This window comes from Pseudomonas sp. Lz4W (assembly GCF_000346225.2).
GTDB classification, from domain to species: domain Bacteria; phylum Pseudomonadota; class Gammaproteobacteria; order Pseudomonadales; family Pseudomonadaceae; genus Aquipseudomonas; species Aquipseudomonas paraversuta.
In genome coordinates this window covers 1,289,174-1,304,179 of sequence record NZ_CP017432.1, presented here as the reverse complement: position 1 = coordinate 1,304,179, position 15,006 = coordinate 1,289,174, and the positions used below count along the sequence as shown (strand labels likewise).

Below are 15,006 nucleotides of genomic sequence, written 5' to 3'. Positions count from 1 at the left end.
TCCTACAATGAATTGCGGGGGAGCTAGAAGAACCAGAACGAACGCCTGTTACGCTCCAGCTCGCCGCGGCACTGGTTAAGCTGCGCACCATAGGTTTTCGACTGCTGCTCAACTTTACGGGCCACCTGCATCAGCCAGGGTTTGGCACGGTATGTATTGCGACTGTAACCTCCCCTGCCCTCGTGATACGCCAGATACTGGTTGTAGGTATCCCATTTGGAAATCCCCAACTGCTGCTGGGTACCTGCGGCATACCATCCGATAAACATGATGGCATCGGCAAAGTTATCGCGAGAACCGCCACTGCCCATGCTTCGCTCGAAATCCTTCCAGGCCGGCGGTTGAGCTTGCGCGTAGCCGTATGACGGGCTGACCCTGCCCCACGGGATTACCCACAACAGATAAGCGCGGGGAGGAAGCGCATCAGCGACAAAACTGCTTTCCTGTTTCATGATCGCCATCGCCACATGGGGAGGCGTTCCCCAGCGGCTCTGCATCGCGACCGAGTCCTTGTACCAGGCAGGATACTGACGATAGATACTGCATAGATTGCCCTGGTCTTTGGGCGGAGCTGTCGTACACCCGGTTAATGTCACCAGGGTCAGCGCTAACGCCCATGCCGGTATTTGCTTCATTTATTATCCAGATCGGGAGAAGCCGTTAATACAGGTTCGGTTCCATCTCCAGCTGCACCGCAAAGCGCCGCTCGATATCTTCCTGAATGCGTCGGGCCAGGGCCAGCAACTGCAAGCCGCTGGCCGAGCCGTAGTTGACCAATACCAGCGACTGCAAACGATGCACTCCGGCGTCAGCCTCACGAAAGCCTTTCCACCCCGCGGCTTCGATCAACCAGCCGGCGGCCAGCTTCACTCGGCCATCAGCTTGTGGGTAACCGATAATGCCGGGATGCGCCAGTTTCAGCTCAGCGGCCAGCGCAGCTGACACCAGCGGATTTTTAAAGAAGCTGCCTGCGTTACCCAGTACCGCCGGGTCCGGCAGCTTCTCACTGCGGATACTGCTGATGGCACGGCTCACGTCGGTCGCCGTCGGCTGTTCGATACCCTGCTCACTCAGGCGCTGGCGTACAGGTCCGTACTCCAGATGCAGCCTTGCGGCACGGCTCAGGGTAAACCGGACCCGCAGAATCACCCAGCGCCCCGGCTGTTGTTTGAACACGCTGTCACGGTAGCCAAAGTCGCAGTCCGCCAGGGTGAAATCGCGCAGCTCGCCGGTTTGCCGGTCAAGTGCGGTCAGCCCCGCAAAAACGTCCTTGATCTCAACGCCGTAAGCGCCGATGTTCTGTACCGGCGCGGCACCCACGGTTCCAGGAATCAAACTGAGGTTTTCCAACCCCGACAGGCCTTGCTCCAGGGTCCACAACACAAAGGCATGCCACACCTCGCCCGCTTCGGCCTCGACCACCACTTCCCGACCATCGTCTTCAACCTGGCGAATGCCACGGCTAGCCATGCGCAGCACCAGCGCAGGGACATCCCTGGTCAGCAGCAAGTTGCTACCGCCGCCGATCACCAGCAAAGGCAAATTGCGCTGCGCCGAGCACTGCAATGCCTCGCGCACGTCGTCATCGCTACAGGCCTCGGCATACAGGCTCGCGCGCACATCCACACCAAAGCTATTGAACGGCTTGAGCGACTCATCAACCTGCAACAGCAAACTCATAAACGCCCCTTCAGTTCAATCACCAGCAAATCGCATGCAGACTCAACCAGATCCAGCACCTCTTCAAAGCCTGCCTCACCGTCGTAATAAGGGTCGGGCACCTCGTCTTTAACGCCATCGAAACGACGCAGGAACAGGTCAAGCCCGGCCTTGCCGTTGGCAGGCTGCAAGGCTTTAAGGTCGCGCAGGTTGCTCAGGTCCATGGCCAGAATCAGGTCATAGTGATTGAAGTCGGCCGCGACCACCTGTTGCGCACGCTGCGCCGACAAATCGTAACCCCGCCGCATGGCTGCGCGCTGGGTACGCTTGTCCGGTGCCCCGCCTACGTGCCAGTTGCCCGTTCCTGCAGAAGCCACTTCAACACGCCCGGCCAGACCCGCTACCTGCAACTTGTGGCGCAGTACGCCTTCGGCCGTAGGAGAGCGACAGATATTACCCAGACAAACGAACAGGACGCGCATCAAGCCTCCAGCAAACGCCGAACGCGCTCGAGGTCTTCAATGGTATCGACACCGGCCGCAGGCGACTCGAGCACGTCGGCCACATGGATTCGTACACCATGCCAAAGTGCCCGCAGCTGCTCCAGACGCTCGGTGTTTTCGAGCCAGCAAGGGCCCCAGCTGACGAAGTCATGCAGGAAACCGGCGCGATAGGCGTAGATCCCGATATGGCGACGATAGGGCACGCCGGCAGGCAACTGCTCCGGGTGCGAAGCGAAATCATCACGGGCCCAGGGCAAGGTAGCCCGGCTGAATGTCAGCGCCAGCCCGTTGATATCACTGACCACCTTGACCACATTCGGGTTGAACAGGGTCTCGACGTCTGTGATCGGCTCGGCCAGCGTCGCCATGCTTGCTTCGCTGTGGGCCGCCAGGTTGATCGCGACCTGATCAATCAGTTGCGGTGGAATCAGCGGCTCGTCGCCCTGCACATTGACCACTATGGCATCGCTGGCCAGCCCCAGCTGGGTGGCCACTTCGGCCAGGCGATCGGTACCGGACTCGTGATCGGCACGGGTCAGCAATACTTCGGCACCAAACCCCTTGCAAGCCTCGACAATGCGCGCATCGTCAGTGGCCACTACCACCCGCTGCGCACTGCTTTTACAGGCCTGTTCCCAGACGTGTTGAACCATCGGCTTGCCGGCAATCGTCAGCAGCGGTTTGCCGGGCAAACGGGTCGACGCGAAGCGCGAGGGAATTACGACGGTAAAAACCGGAATCATTTATCCAGACGCTCATCAGTGCTGAGGGTGCGGGCTTCGGTTTCAAGCATCACCGGAATCCCGTCGCGGATCGGGTAAGCCAGGCCTGCACCCTTGCTGATCAGCTCGGTTTTATCGGCGCTGAGCTTGAGCGGGCCTTTGCAAACTGGGCACGCGAGGATATCGAGCAGCTTGGTGTCCATAAAATGTTCCCCTGAATAAAGATCGGTTAGGGCAAAAGACGATTGGGTAAAAGACGCAATAACTGCCGGTCAAACCACAGCACGAAGGCTTCGGACGGAACAGCGTCAACCGCCAGGTACCACCAGTCAGGTGACGCAAAGTCGCGGCACTTCACCGCGTCCTTTTCGGTCATGACCAGAGGCAATGGCGGCATGAAATTCAAGACCTCGGCACTATAGGGCGCATGGTCTGCAAAAGCATGGGCGATTGGCCGCCAGTGTAGCGTTTCGAGGGTGGTGAAGAAACGCTGCGGATTACCGATCCCGGCCACGGCATGCAAGGCCTGTTCAGGCGGGAAAAAGTCCAGCGCCTTGCGCTCGCCACTGAGCAGGTTGATCAGCGCAGTCGGCTGCAACTGAAACGCAAATCCACCTTGCGGGTCGCTGGCAGCGCCGTTATACAGCACCGCATCCACACTCAGTAATCGCTCCGCCGGTTCCCGCAACGGCCCCGCCGGCAGGCAATGACCATTGCCCAGGCCCCGGGCGTTATCGATCAGCACCAACTCCAGATCCCGGGCCAAGCGGTAATGCTGCAAACCGTCGTCCGAAAGAATCAGGTCCAGTGGCTCGCTGGCCAGCAAGGCTTGAACCGCACGACTGCGATCGGGGTCGATCATCAATGGTACGCCGGTTCGCTGCACGATCAGCAAGGGCTCGTCCCCCGCTATTCTGGCGCTGTGTTCGGCGCTGACACGCCACGGCAATTGAGGCGGCCTGGCGCCATATCCACGGCTCACCACCCCAACCCGCAGACCATTGCGCTGGCAATGCTCGATCAGCCACAAAATCAGCGGTGTTTTACCGGTACCGCCGACGGTGATATTGCCTACCACCACCAGCGGTACGGGCGCACGATAGATCTCGCCCTCTCCCGCGATAAAACGCGCGCGCTTGCGCTCTACCACTTTGCGGTACAGGCATTCCAGCGGGCTCAACAGCTTGAGCAGCGGATGCCCGGCATACCAGGCACGCAGCAAACGATCTGACATGGCCATCAGTGAGGCGCCTGCGCCTCAACGGTGGTCATGCGCAAATGGCTGAAGCCGAGCTTGCCGGCCGCATCCATCGCAATAATGACCGCCTGATGCTGGGTCTTGCCATCGGCACTGATCGACAATGGCAAGCTGGTATCGCCACCGGACTCCCTCTGCAGGGCCTCGATCAGGCTCGCCAGATCGTTTTTTGGCAGCAATTGGTCGTTCACCGAAAACACCCCGTCTGCGCTTATGGCGATATCCAGCTGCCTGGTGTTCTGCTCGTCACTGGGCGAGCCGGTGACGGCTTCCGGCAGATCCACCCGCAACTGGGTTTCGCGGGTAAAGGTGGTGGTTACGACAAAGAACAGCAACAGGATAAACACCACGTCAATCAACGACGCGAGGTTGATATCGACCGTTTCCCGTGGTTTGCGGCGAAACTTCACACTTTGCTCCCGACCATGTCGACTTCGCGGTCGCCTTGCACCACTTCGACCAGTTTGATCGCTTCCTGCTCCATGCCAACCACCAGTTCATCGACCCGGCGCTGCAGGAAGCGATGGAAGAACACCGCCGGAATACCGACCATCAGTCCCGCAGCAGTGGTAATCAGCGCTTTGGAAATACCGCCCGCGAGTATCGCAGCGTTGGTGGTCATGCCCGAGCCCATGAACGAACTGAAAATATCGATCATGCCCAGAACCGTGCCCAGCAGTCCCAGCAACGGCGCCATGGCGGCAATGGTGCCCAATGCATTGAGGTAACGTTCAAGTTCGTGAATGACCCGGGCGGCGGCCTCTTCGATGCATTCTTTCATGATCTCGCGACCATGCTTGGAGTTGGCCAGGCCGGCAGCCAGGATTTCACCCAATGGCGAATCGGCGCGCAATTGCTTGAGTTTTTCCTTGTCCAGCTGCTTGTCCTTGATCCAGACCCAGACCTGCCCGAGCAGATGGGGCGGAGTCACGCGGCTGGCACGCAGGGTCCACAGGCGCTCGACAATAATGCCCAGCGCGGCAACAGAGCTCAGAATGATCGGCAGCATCATCCAGCCGCCGGATTTGACCAGTTCCCACACAGTGAAAATCCCCTCGAAAAAGTGCGCCACTTTACCACATGATTGAACTCTCCCTCTTGTAGCAGCCATGCCTGTCTCGCCGCTTGGGCATGCAACGCACAGCAGCCGGCTTCAAGCATCAATCACGCCAGAAACGGGGTTGATCGCGCAGACTCTCAGCCTTGCCGAAGGTGCCCAAGCGAAACCGCAGCGCTCCCTGCTCGGCACTGTCCAGTATCTGCACCCCCAACCCCTGATAGCGCGCCAGCACTTGAGGGTGCGGATGGCCAAAGCTGTTGCCGTGGCCCCGGGAGATCAGCACCACCCGGGGTGCCAGGGCCTTGAGCAAATCCACCGAGGATGACGTGCGACTGCCGTGGTGCGGGGCTTGCAGCCAGCGGGTGGGGACGCCCAACGAAGTTTGCAACAAGGCCCGTTCGGCCCGGGCGTCAATATCCCCCGTCAGCAGAAGCCGCTCGCCGCCGGCTTCAACCTGCATCACACAGGACCTCTGATTGCTGTCACTCGCCCCTGACCACTGCCAGAGCGAAAACTTCACGCCATCCCACTCCCAACTCTCGCCGCTGGTACAAGGCTGCGCCCGCAATGGCTCCGCCAACCCCGGCAACTCACCGCCGATGACCCGCAGGGCACCGACTTCCTGCTGTACCGCCAGGGCCCCGCCGGCGTGATCGGCGTGCGCGTGACTGATCAGCATCAGGTCCAGCCTGGCTATCCCCAGGGAACGCAACACCGGCACCACCACCCGCTCGCCCTGGTCAAAATCCCTGACTTTCGGTCCCGCGTCATAAAGCACGGCGTGATTGCGGGTGCGCAGCACAATGGCCAGCCCCTGCCCCACATCCAGCTGCCACACTTCAACCTGACCGCGAGGGATTTGCTCACGCGGGCTGAAAACTGCGAGCAGCACCAGCGGCCACCCCAGCGGCCGCAGTATCACGCCTGCCGGCAGCATCAACAGCAGCGCCCCGAAAGCACTCAACAGCCACACTGCCAAGGGAACTGTTACAGGCAACCAGGGGGAAAAATACCCGGCCAGCAAGGTCAGCCCCCTGATCAACCCATCAAGCAAACCGCCTGACACCCAAAGCAGGGTTTCGCCAAGCCAGGGCACCGGTAACAGCAACGTGCCCAGAAGTGCCGTGGGCAATACCAGCAGACTGATCCACGGCACAGCCACCAGATTGGCCAGCGGGCCGCTCAGGCTGATGGGCAAGCCCAGGATCCAGAGCATCGGAAACAGCCCCAGGGCAATCATTGCTTGGGGCCGGGCCCATGCCACGTGCCAGTCCCAGGGCCCCAGACGTCCACTGAAGGTGAAAATCAGCACCGCCACGGCGGCGAAGGACAGCCAGAATCCCGGCATCAGACTGGCCAGCGGCTCAATGATCAACACCCCGTTGAGCGCCAGCAAAAACGGTAGCCAAACCCCCAGATGACGAAACCGCAGACGCCATATCAGCACCAGCCCCAGCATGACGCATGCCCGCTGAACCGGTACTTCAAAGCCTGCCAGCAAGCCGTAACCCAGCGCGCCGGCAAACCCCAGGCCACAGGCCCATGGCAGCCATGGCAGACGCCGCGGCCACCAGCCACGGCGTGCCAACCAGGCGACCAGGCCGTAAATCAGTCCGGCACACAGCCCAATGTGCTGACCCGAGATCACCAGCAAGTGCACGGTTCCGGTTGCCTGCAGCAGCCTCCAGTCGTCACCGCTCAGGCCCGAGCTGTCGCCCATGACCAGCGCGGCGAGCCACGGCGCTCGCCCATTGGCATCGGTGTGCAGCACACGCTTGCGCAAATCGTCGCGCCAGGCATGACTGGCCGGTTCGAGCAGTTGACCCGCCTTGACAGTTCCAGTCGCGCCAATCCGCTGCGCCAGCAACCAGGCCTGATAATCAAAGCCCTGGGGGTTAAGCAGACCCCGGGGCTGCTTGAGTTTCACCGCCAGCCGCCAGCGCTCGCCACTGTTGACCGGCGGCCCGCCGAACCAGCCCAGCCGGATAGTCCCGGGCAAAGCAGTGTGCCGCGAGCGGGCATCGCGCAATTCAAAGCGCACGGTGCTATCAGTCTGCCGGGGCAACCCGACTACACGCCCTTCAACCCACAGCGTTCGACCATCCAGTGCGCCGGGCAATCGATCATCCAGTGCACTCTGCCCCTGAAAACAGGCCCATGTCAGCCCGATCAGGAACAGCCCAAACGGATAGAAACGAAAGATGAGCAGCAACAGTCCCGCAACCAGCATTGACAACAACCACCCGCCCGGTGGCAACCCGGGTAAAAACCGCAACGCCATCAAACCCGACGCCAGTGCCAACATTCCCGTATGCATAACCCGATCCAATAAAGCCGTTTTATCGGATTAGTCGGAAGCTGCGCTCCAGGTTTTAAGAATTGTCACAAAGTCTGAACAAGCGGCTAGCTTAACTTGGGCATACTGCACTCTTACTCCGAGCGAGAAGCCTATGCCACGGCGGATTTTCAAACGCTACATGCCGGATCCGGCCAGCATCAGGGAACACAAGTCCTTACGTTTCCTGGGCACTTTGCTGCATGATCCCAACCTCTGGCACCTCAATCGGCACTCCGTTTCCCGTGCAATGGCGGTGGGGATCTTCGCCGCGTTTATTCCCATGCCTTTCCAGATGCTGCTGGCCGCCTTTCTGGCGATCACGGTGCGCAGCAACATGCCCATTTCGGTGAGTCTGGTCTGGCTGACCAACCCGATCACCATGCCCCCCGTGTTCTATTGCACTTACCAAATGGGGGCATGGCTGATGAATGTCCCGGCCCGCTCACTGCCCGACGAACTGACCTGGGAATGGATCAGCAGCCAGTTGTCCACCCTGTGGCAGCCATTTTTGCTTGGGTCAGTGGTGTGTGGCGTCGTACTCGGGGCGCTGGCCTATTGCCTGACCCAGTTGTACTGGCGCTGGTGGGTCAGCCGCCAATGGAAACGCCGACATAACAAGCGCCCATAAAAAAGGCCCCGTAAGGGTAATGCTGCTCACTTAAACGCCTGCTGTCTCAACTGCAGGAGCAAGCTTGTTTCGCGATGGTCTCCAGAGCGCCGTGTTCAACCTGTAAACACGCATTCTTGTTAACAATCATCGCGAGACAAGCTCGCTCCTGCCAAGGCAGGGTTTATTCATGTGAACAGCATTAGCCGCTACGGGGCCTTTTGCATGCTGATGAAAGACTACTGGCGCATCCCGCGACCACTGACCAGCAAGCGTGCGCAAGCGATGTACAGCACGATCGTTGCCACCACCATAAAGGTCAGGGCCACGCTGATCTTGATGTCCGAAACCCCAAGAATGCCGTAGCGGAAGGCGTTGACCATGTGCAGCACCGGGTTGGCCAGCGATACGGTCTGCCAGAACGGCGGCAGCAGTGTAATTGAATAAAACACCCCGCCCAGGTACGTCAGCGGCGTCAGCACGAACGTCGGGATGATCGAGATATCGTCGAAGTTGCGCGCAAATACGGCGTTGATAAACCCCAGCAGAGAGAAGATCGTTGCCGTCAGCACCACCACAACTATGGTCAGGCCCAGGTGATGCACCTGCAAATGGGTGAAGAACAGTGACAGCAGGGTCACGATCACGCCCACCATCAACCCGCGCAGAATCCCGCCGACCGTGAAGCCGATCAAAATAGTGTGGGGCGATACCGGCGATACCATCAGCTCTTCAATCGAGCGCTGGAACTTGGCGCCAAAGAAGCTCGACACCACGTTGCCGTAGGAGTTGGTGATCACCGACATCATGATCAGACCCGGTACGATGTACTCCATATAGGTGAAGCCACCCATATCACCGATTTGCCGACCGATCAGGTTACCGAAAATTACAAAATACAAAACCATGGTAATCGCAGGCGGCAGCAGGGTTTGCGGCCAGATGCGGGTAAAACGCCGTACCTCACGATAAATAATGGTGTTCAACGCAATCAGGTTGGGGCGCAGCTCCGAGCTCATATCGCCACCTTTGCCAGGTTTTTCTCGACCAGCGACACGAATAACTCCTCAAGACGATTGGTTTTATTACGCAGGCTGACCACTTCAACGTTTTGAGCGGCCAACTGAGTGAACAGACCGGTAATGCCCACCGCTTTATCCACCTGCACTTCCAGGGTGTGATCGTCGAGCAACTGGCTCGGATAACCGATCAGTTGCACCGGCACCGCCTGCGGCTTCTTCAGGTCAAGCAAGAAGGTCTCGACATGCAGCTGACCCAGCAATTGACGCATGCTGGTGTTCTCGACAATGGTGCCGTGATCGATGATCCCGATGTTGCGGCACAGCTGCTCAGCCTCTTCCAGGTAATGCGTGGTGAGGATGATGGTGGTGCCCTGCTCATTCAATTCGGTGAGGAAGGTCCACATTGAACGACGCAGCTCAATGTCCACGCCTGCAGTGGGCTCGTCGAGAATCAACAGCCGCGGCTCGTGCACCAGTGCCCGGGCAATCATCAGGCGCCGCTTCATGCCGCCCGACAACGAACGCGAAGGGGTTTCGCGCTTGTCCCAGAGCCCCAGTTGCGTCAGGTACTTCTCGGCGCGTTCCTTGGCGATTTTCGGCGGGATACCGTAATACCCGGCCTGGGTCACCACGATATCGAAGGTCTTTTCAAACTGATTGAAGTTGAACTCCTGCGGCACCACGCCAATACAGCGTTTGAGTGCCGCAGGGTCACGATCGAGATCATGGCCGAAGATATTCACTGTGCCGCTGGTCTTGTTGACCAGGGTAGAGAGAATGCCGATGGTGGTGGATTTGCCGGCGCCGTTGGGGCCCAGCAAGGCAAAAAAGTCACCTTCAGCAACATCCAGATCGATACCACTCAGGGCCTGGAAACCGTTGCCGTAGGTTTTGGTTAGCTGCCGTATGGACAGAGCGGAACTCATATCGGATTACGCACCAAGATGAAGGAAAGGGAGAGACCCAAGTAAGGACGAACTGTCTGCATGACAAGTCCGGCAAGGCCTTTAAACACCTCGTATGGTGCTTGGCCCGGCCGCACAAGTACAGTCGCCCGTATTAATAGTAGGTATTAAGTCAACGCAGTCATGACCGCACTGCGGTAGGCCGGACGCAGTTTCAAACGCTCATACCAGGCATTGAGATGCGGCAGGGACGGACGTTCGATGGGCATTTCAAACCAGGCGTAGATGAACGAGCCAAGCGGGATGTCACCCATACCGATTTCATCACCCGACAAGTAAGGTTTTTCAGACAGGGCCTGATCCACGATTTCCAGCAACTGCCCGCAAGCCTGGATGGCGGCATTGATCGCCACCCAGTCCTGCTGCTCGGCCGGAGTACGCAAGACACCCCAAAATAGCGGGCGGAAGGCTGCGGCAAAGGAAGTGCTGGTCCAGTCCATCCATTTGTCCGCCTGGGCCCGCACCTTGGGATCGGTGGGATACCAGGACGTGTCCGCGCCATATTGGGCGGTCAGATAACGCACGATGACGTTGGATTCCCACAGCACGAAGCCGTCATCCTCGATCGTCGGCACTTGTCCATTCGGGTTCAACGCCCGGTATTGCGGGCTGTTTACCACGCCGAACGCACCACCTGCCTCTTCCCGACTGTAGGGCAGTGCCAGCTCTTCAATACACCACAAGGCCTTTCTGACATTTGACGAATTCTTGCGACCCCACACTTTCAGCATGACTCAACTCCTGATTGATAGACGCCACAGGAGTCTACGCCGGGACGTCGAACTCCGTCTCCCGCATGAGGTCACTATTGCAACTACCTTGATATGGACTTGCGACTAAGCTCACAAGGGTGCCTGAATGGCCTCACGGAGGATTGAATATGCTGTTGTTGTGGATTCTGGTTTTGATCGTGGGTGTAGCCTGGTTGGCCCACCGCCGCATCGCGCCCCTGACGTCCATGGCCGTGGTGGCGGTTTATCTGCTGGCCATGGGCATCATCGGCCATGTACCAGGCTGGCTACTGGTTATTTTGTGGGTATTACTGGCGGTTCCCGCTGCCCTGCTTCTGCTGCCCGACCTGCGCCGCAAACTGTTCACCGCGCCCCTGTTCAGCTGGTTTCAGAAAACCCTGCCGCCCATGTCGCAAACCGAACGCGATGCCATAGATGCCGGGACCGTATGGTGGGATGGCCAGCTGTTCAGTGGCCGTCCCGACTGGGAACAGTTGCTGGCCTACCCCAAGGTGCAGTTGACCGAAGAAGAGCAAGCCTTCATCGATGGCCCGACCGAAGAACTGTGTGCAATGGTCAGCGACTGGGAAATCGGTCAGGCCATGGATTTGCCACCCGAGGCCTGGGCCCATATCAAAACCCACGGTTTTTTTGCCCTGATCATTCCCAAGGAGTTCGGCGGTAAGGGTTTCTCGGCCTACGCCCACTCCCAGGTCGCCATGAAACTGGCTACCCGCAGCGGTGATCTGGCCTCTACGGTAATGGTCCCCAACTCCCTGGGCCCGGCGGAACTGCTGCTGCATTACGGCACCGACGAGCAGCGCAACCATTATCTGCCACGACTGGCCCGCGGCGATGATATCCCCTGTTTTGCCCTGACCGGTCCACTGGCGGGCTCCGATGCGGGTGCCATGCCCGACACCGGGATCATTTGCAAAGGCCAGTGGCAAGGCGAAGAAGTACTCGGCCTGCGCCTGAACTGGGAAAAGCGCTATATCACCCTCGGCCCCGTTGCCACCCTGCTGGGCCTGGCGTTCAAGGCCCACGACCCGGACCACCTGCTGGGCGACAAAGAAGACCTGGGCATCAGCCTGGCACTGATCCCCACAGATACCCCGGGGGTTGAGATCGGGCGCCGGCACTTGCCGCTGGGCGCGGCATTCATGAATGGCCCGAACTCGGGCAAAGACGTGTTTATCCCGCTGGACTACCTGATCGGTGGCCAGGAAATGCTCGGCAAAGGCTGGATGATGTTGATGAACTGCCTGTCGGTCGGGCGCTCCATATCACTGCCCGCGGTCGGCACCGGGGCTGCCAAGTTCACCAGCCTGGTGACCGGCCAGTACGCGCAAGTACGTGAACAGTTCAACGTGCCCCTGGCCGCTTTTGAAGGCATCCAGGAAGCCCTGGCACGGATTGGCGGCAATGCCTGGCTGATGGACAGCGCGCGCATGCTGACTGCCAATGCCGTGGACCTGGGCGAAAAACCTTCAGTGCTGTCGGCCATCCTCAAGTACCACCTCACCGAGCGCGGCCGTGAATGCATCGGCCACGCCATGGACGTGCATGGCGGCAAGGGCATCATCATGGGGCCCAACAATTACCTGGGGCGCAACTGGCAAGGGGCGCCGATTTTCATCACCGTGGAAGGTGCGAACATTCTGTCGCGCAACCTGATGATCTTTGGTCAGGGCGCGATTCGTTGCCATCCTTTTGTACTCAAGGAAATGGCCCTGGCCGGGCGTGAAGACAAAGACCAGGCCCTGCTGGAGTTTGATGGCCTGCTGCTCAAGCACATCGGCTTTGCCGTGAGTAATGCGGCCAGCACCCTGGTGCTGAACCTGGGCCTTGGCCGTTTCGAACACGCCCCCGGCAATGCCCTGAGCCAGGGTTACTTCCGCGCCCTGAACCGTCAGGCAGCGGCCTTTGCGATGCTCGCAGACTTGAGCATGATGCTGCTCGGTGGTGAACTTAAACGTCGCGAGCGCTTGTCGGCGCGCCTGGGTGATGTGCTCAGCCACATGTATCTGGCCTCGGCCGCCCTGAAGCGCTATCACGATCTGGACTCCCCCGAGTACCTCAACCCGCTGTTCCGATGGGCCATGGAAGAAAGCCTGGGCCACGCCGAACGTGCCCTGGACGAACTGCTGAAAAACTTCCCGAGCCGTGCGCTGGGCTGTGCGTTGCGGGTCGTGGTGTTCCCGTTCGGCCGTCGCCATACCGGACCGTCGGATGCACTGGATGCTGAAGTGGCCGCCGTACTGGGTCGCACCAAAGGCGATCCGGCCCTGGAAGCCGTGCTTGCCGGCTGCTATCGCCCGCAGTCACCGGACGATGCGGTAGGCGCCCTGCAACACGCCTGCGACCTGCTCAAAGCCGCACATCCACTGCACAAAAAACTCCACGACGGATTGAAAAGCGGCCAGGTCAAACCGGCTGCGGGCGAACCGCCTATCGATTCGGCATTGCAGGCAGGTGTACTGCAACCGGCCGAAGCCGAGACTTTACGCACCGCAGAAGCCGCCCGGCGCAAGGTGATCGACGTGGATGACTTCAGCAAAGAGCAGCTCACCCACAGCGAAGGAAAGATTCGCTAGCAGGACAGCAGGCGCCGGGGGCTTTATACTCCGGCGCCCGTTTTGCTCTAGAGGACACCGCAATGGCCACCAACGATCTCAACCATAACCTAGCCCTGCTCGATATGTTGCGCAGTATCCTGGTTGCTGTCGGTGATGCCGAACAGATCCCGGAAGAAAGCCATGCCCTGTTCCTGGAACGCTTCGATGAAATGAAAAGCGGCCTGCTGACCGACTTTGACAGCAGCCAGTATCTGGGCCAGGACATCCTGTGTCAGGTGATCGAACGCTATCCGCAAATCGCCCACCTGGTACCTCGCGATTTGCTGTGGTTCTTCGGCGGCGCGTGCTTTAACTTCTTGTCCGATGAAGAGCTGGACATGTACGAAGCCCTGGAAGAACGTCGCTTTGAAGCCGAACAAAACGGCGAACCATTCGACTGGAACCAGGAAAAGCAATTTATGGCGCTGCCGACCAACGAAGACAGCCCGCAGCACTGATTGACGCGCCAGGCGCCCGATTCTAAAAGCCCGCCCGGTTTACCTGGCGGGCTTTTTTGTGCCTCCGGTACTGATGCCCCCCATGCCACTGTCAGGGCCGCAGCGGTTCTTGCCCCAGACGCTCCACCAGATAATCGATAAACACCCGCAATTTGGGTGGCATATAGCGCGAAGGGGCATGCAACAACCACGCAGCTCCGTGGTAGGAGGCGATAAAATTCCACGCCGGCAGCACTTGCACAATCAGCCCCTGCTCCAGCGCCTGACACGCCGTGAAGTACGGCAGACTGCCAATCCCGATATGCTGCAACACCGCGTCCAGCCTTACGCCCGTGTGGTTGGCCGCATAACGGCCACGTACCCCGACTGTCACTGACTTGGCGCCCTGCCTGAACTTCCAGCGCGCATCCGCCGGGGTCTCCCCCAGATAAATACAGCTGTGATCACGCAGGTCCTCGGGCTGTTGCGGCACCCCGTGCTCTGCCAGATAACCCGGCGTGGCACACAGCAAATGCTCAATCACAAACAGCTGGCGTCCCACCAGGCCCGGTGGCGGCTGATCGGTAATGCGGATGCTCAGGTCAACGTTGTCATCGATCAGGTCGACATAGCGATCTTCAAGAATTAATTGCACATCAACCCCGGGATAGCGCCGTAAGAACTCGGGCATATGCGGGTGTATCACATAGCGCCCCACGGCTTTGGGCACGCTGACCCGGATCAGCCCTTCGGCCTCCAGGGTAAAGCGCCCGCTTAAATCCATCACCGACTGCGCCGCGCCCGTTACCTCAAGGCAGCGCTTGAAAACCTCTTCTCCGGCATCGCTGAGGCGCAACTTGCGCGTAGTCCGTTGCAGCAAACGGATGGCCAGAGCTTTTTCCAGCCGCGAAATACTGCGACTGACCGCTGAAGGCGACATTGAAAGCTGACGCGAAGCTGCGGAAAAACTTCCGGCCTCGACCACCTTTACGAAAATCACCATTTCAGCCAATAACGACAGCGGGAGATTTATGCTCACAACGCACAGGTCCATTGAAATTTGGATGGATTATCACACTCAAGGGC

16 protein-coding genes are annotated in these 15,006 nt (G+C 59.4%); 3 read left to right on the top strand and 13 right to left on the bottom strand.

Translation table 11 applies throughout. From position 1 onward, the window contains the following. Window positions 1-23 precede the first annotated feature (23 nt). The 9 genes from B195_RS06285 to B195_RS06245 all read right to left on the bottom strand — a co-directional run bounded on the left by B195_RS06285 (window position 24) and on the right by B195_RS06245 (window position 7,519). Window positions 24-635: a hypothetical protein gene (locus tag B195_RS06285; RefSeq protein WP_029612302.1), complete on the bottom strand. Its 612-nt coding sequence runs from the start codon at window positions 633-635 to the stop codon at window positions 24-26. Window positions 636-660: 25 nt separating this feature from the next. Then, window positions 661-1,680: a UDP-N-acetylmuramate dehydrogenase gene (gene murB, locus B195_RS06280; protein WP_003442534.1), complete on the bottom strand. Its 1,020-nt coding sequence runs from the start codon at window positions 1,678-1,680 to the stop codon at window positions 661-663. Continuing rightward, window positions 1,677-2,141 (bottom strand): low molecular weight protein-tyrosine-phosphatase, encoded by a 465-nt coding sequence (locus tag B195_RS06275; RefSeq protein WP_003442536.1) that lies wholly within the window; start codon window positions 2,139-2,141, stop codon window positions 1,677-1,679. Before B195_RS06275 ends, murB begins: the two co-directional genes overlap by 4 nt. Further along, window positions 2,141-2,905 carry a 3-deoxy-manno-octulosonate cytidylyltransferase gene (gene kdsB / locus B195_RS06270; protein WP_003442538.1) on the bottom strand — a complete coding sequence of 255 codons (765 nt, stop codon included), beginning with the start codon at window positions 2,903-2,905 and terminating at the stop codon, window positions 2,141-2,143. Before kdsB ends, B195_RS06275 begins: the two co-directional genes overlap by 1 nt. Next, window positions 2,902-3,087: a Trm112 family protein gene (locus B195_RS06265; RefSeq protein ID WP_003442540.1), complete on the bottom strand. Its 186-nt coding sequence runs from the start codon at window positions 3,085-3,087 to the stop codon at window positions 2,902-2,904. Before B195_RS06265 ends, kdsB begins: the two co-directional genes overlap by 4 nt. Window positions 3,088-3,113: 26 nt before the next feature. Beyond that, on the bottom strand, window positions 3,114-4,124 hold the full coding sequence (lpxK, locus tag B195_RS06260; RefSeq protein ID WP_003442551.1) for a tetraacyldisaccharide 4'-kinase: 1,011 nt from the start codon (window positions 4,122-4,124) through the stop codon (window positions 3,114-3,116). Then, window positions 4,124-4,552 carry a biopolymer transporter ExbD gene (locus B195_RS06255; RefSeq protein WP_003442553.1) on the bottom strand — a complete coding sequence of 143 codons (429 nt, stop codon included), beginning with the start codon at window positions 4,550-4,552 and terminating at the stop codon, window positions 4,124-4,126. The genes lpxK and B195_RS06255 overlap by 1 nt, the downstream gene beginning before the upstream one ends. After that, on the bottom strand, window positions 4,549-5,184 hold the full coding sequence (locus tag B195_RS06250) for a MotA/TolQ/ExbB proton channel family protein (protein ID WP_003442555.1): 636 nt from the start codon (window positions 5,182-5,184) through the stop codon (window positions 4,549-4,551). The genes B195_RS06255 and B195_RS06250 overlap by 4 nt, the downstream gene beginning before the upstream one ends. A 118-nt stretch (window positions 5,185-5,302) precedes the next feature. After that, window positions 5,303-7,519, bottom strand: coding sequence for a DNA internalization-related competence protein ComEC/Rec2 (locus tag B195_RS06245; RefSeq protein WP_191985165.1), 2,217 nt, complete (start codon window positions 7,517-7,519; stop codon window positions 5,303-5,305). Window positions 7,520-7,652: 133 nt separating this feature from the next. On the opposite strand from B195_RS06245, the gene B195_RS06240 reads away from it, so the two are divergent. Then, complete coding sequence (locus B195_RS06240; protein ID WP_003442559.1) at window positions 7,653-8,168, top strand: DUF2062 domain-containing protein; 516 nt, start codon at window positions 7,653-7,655, stop codon at window positions 8,166-8,168. Window positions 8,169-8,386: 218 nt separating this feature from the next. On the opposite strand, the gene B195_RS06235 is transcribed toward B195_RS06240, so the two are convergent. The 3 genes from B195_RS06235 to B195_RS06225 all read right to left on the bottom strand — a co-directional run bounded on the left by B195_RS06235 (window position 8,387) and on the right by B195_RS06225 (window position 10,865). Then, complete coding sequence (locus tag B195_RS06235) at window positions 8,387-9,166, bottom strand: ABC transporter permease (RefSeq protein WP_003442560.1); 780 nt, start codon at window positions 9,164-9,166, stop codon at window positions 8,387-8,389. Next, the gene (locus tag B195_RS06230) at window positions 9,163-10,095 is read right to left on the bottom strand and encodes an ABC transporter ATP-binding protein (RefSeq protein WP_003442562.1); all 933 of its coding nucleotides are present in this window, start codon (window positions 10,093-10,095) and stop codon (window positions 9,163-9,165) included. Before B195_RS06230 ends, B195_RS06235 begins: the two co-directional genes overlap by 4 nt. 146 nt (window positions 10,096-10,241) lie before the next feature. After that, window positions 10,242-10,865, bottom strand: coding sequence for a glutathione S-transferase family protein (locus B195_RS06225; protein WP_003442564.1), 624 nt, complete (start codon window positions 10,863-10,865; stop codon window positions 10,242-10,244). Between the two features lie 149 nt (window positions 10,866-11,014). Between B195_RS06225 and B195_RS06220 the strand changes: the two genes are divergently transcribed. Next, the gene (locus tag B195_RS06220) at window positions 11,015-13,462 is read left to right on the top strand and encodes an acyl-CoA dehydrogenase (RefSeq protein WP_003442566.1); all 2,448 of its coding nucleotides are present in this window, start codon (window positions 11,015-11,017) and stop codon (window positions 13,460-13,462) included. Window positions 13,463-13,524: 62 nt separating this feature from the next. After that, window positions 13,525-13,941, top strand: a complete 417-nt coding sequence (locus tag B195_RS06215; RefSeq protein ID WP_003442567.1) for a PA2817 family protein — start codon at window positions 13,525-13,527, stop codon at window positions 13,939-13,941. A 91-nt stretch (window positions 13,942-14,032) separates the two neighbouring features. Here the strand turns inward: B195_RS06215 and B195_RS06210 are convergent, their stop codons facing one another. Further along, a complete protein-coding gene (locus B195_RS06210) occupies window positions 14,033-14,959 on the bottom strand; it encodes a LysR family transcriptional regulator (protein WP_003442568.1) in 927 nt (308 codons plus the stop codon). Between the last annotated feature and the right edge of the window lie 47 nt (window positions 14,960-15,006).

Coding starts and splice junctions, on each gene's coding strand:
- B195_RS06285 (WP_029612302.1), bottom strand. CDS start 635: ATGAAGCAAATACCGGCATGGGCGTTAGCGCTGACCCTGGTGACATTA.
- murB (WP_003442534.1), bottom strand. CDS start 1,680: ATGAGTTTGCTGTTGCAGGTTGATGAGTCGCTCAAGCCGTTCAATAGC.
- B195_RS06275 (WP_003442536.1), bottom strand. CDS start 2,141: ATGCGCGTCCTGTTCGTTTGTCTGGGTAATATCTGTCGCTCTCCTACG.
- kdsB (WP_003442538.1), bottom strand. CDS start 2,905: ATGATTCCGGTTTTTACCGTCGTAATTCCCTCGCGCTTCGCGTCGACC.
- B195_RS06265 (WP_003442540.1), bottom strand. CDS start 3,087: ATGGACACCAAGCTGCTCGATATCCTCGCGTGCCCAGTTTGCAAAGGC.
- lpxK (WP_003442551.1), bottom strand. CDS start 4,124: ATGGCCATGTCAGATCGTTTGCTGCGTGCCTGGTATGCCGGGCATCCG.
- B195_RS06245 (WP_191985165.1), bottom strand. CDS start 7,519: ATGCATACGGGAATGTTGGCACTGGCGTCGGGTTTGATGGCGTTGCGG.
- B195_RS06240 (WP_003442559.1), top strand. CDS start 7,653: ATGCCACGGCGGATTTTCAAACGCTACATGCCGGATCCGGCCAGCATC.
- B195_RS06235 (WP_003442560.1), bottom strand. CDS start 9,166: ATGAGCTCGGAGCTGCGCCCCAACCTGATTGCGTTGAACACCATTATT.
- B195_RS06230 (WP_003442562.1), bottom strand. CDS start 10,095: ATGAGTTCCGCTCTGTCCATACGGCAGCTAACCAAAACCTACGGCAAC.
- B195_RS06225 (WP_003442564.1), bottom strand. CDS start 10,865: ATGCTGAAAGTGTGGGGTCGCAAGAATTCGTCAAATGTCAGAAAGGCC.
- B195_RS06220 (WP_003442566.1), top strand. CDS start 11,015: ATGCTGTTGTTGTGGATTCTGGTTTTGATCGTGGGTGTAGCCTGGTTG.
- B195_RS06215 (WP_003442567.1), top strand. CDS start 13,525: ATGGCCACCAACGATCTCAACCATAACCTAGCCCTGCTCGATATGTTG.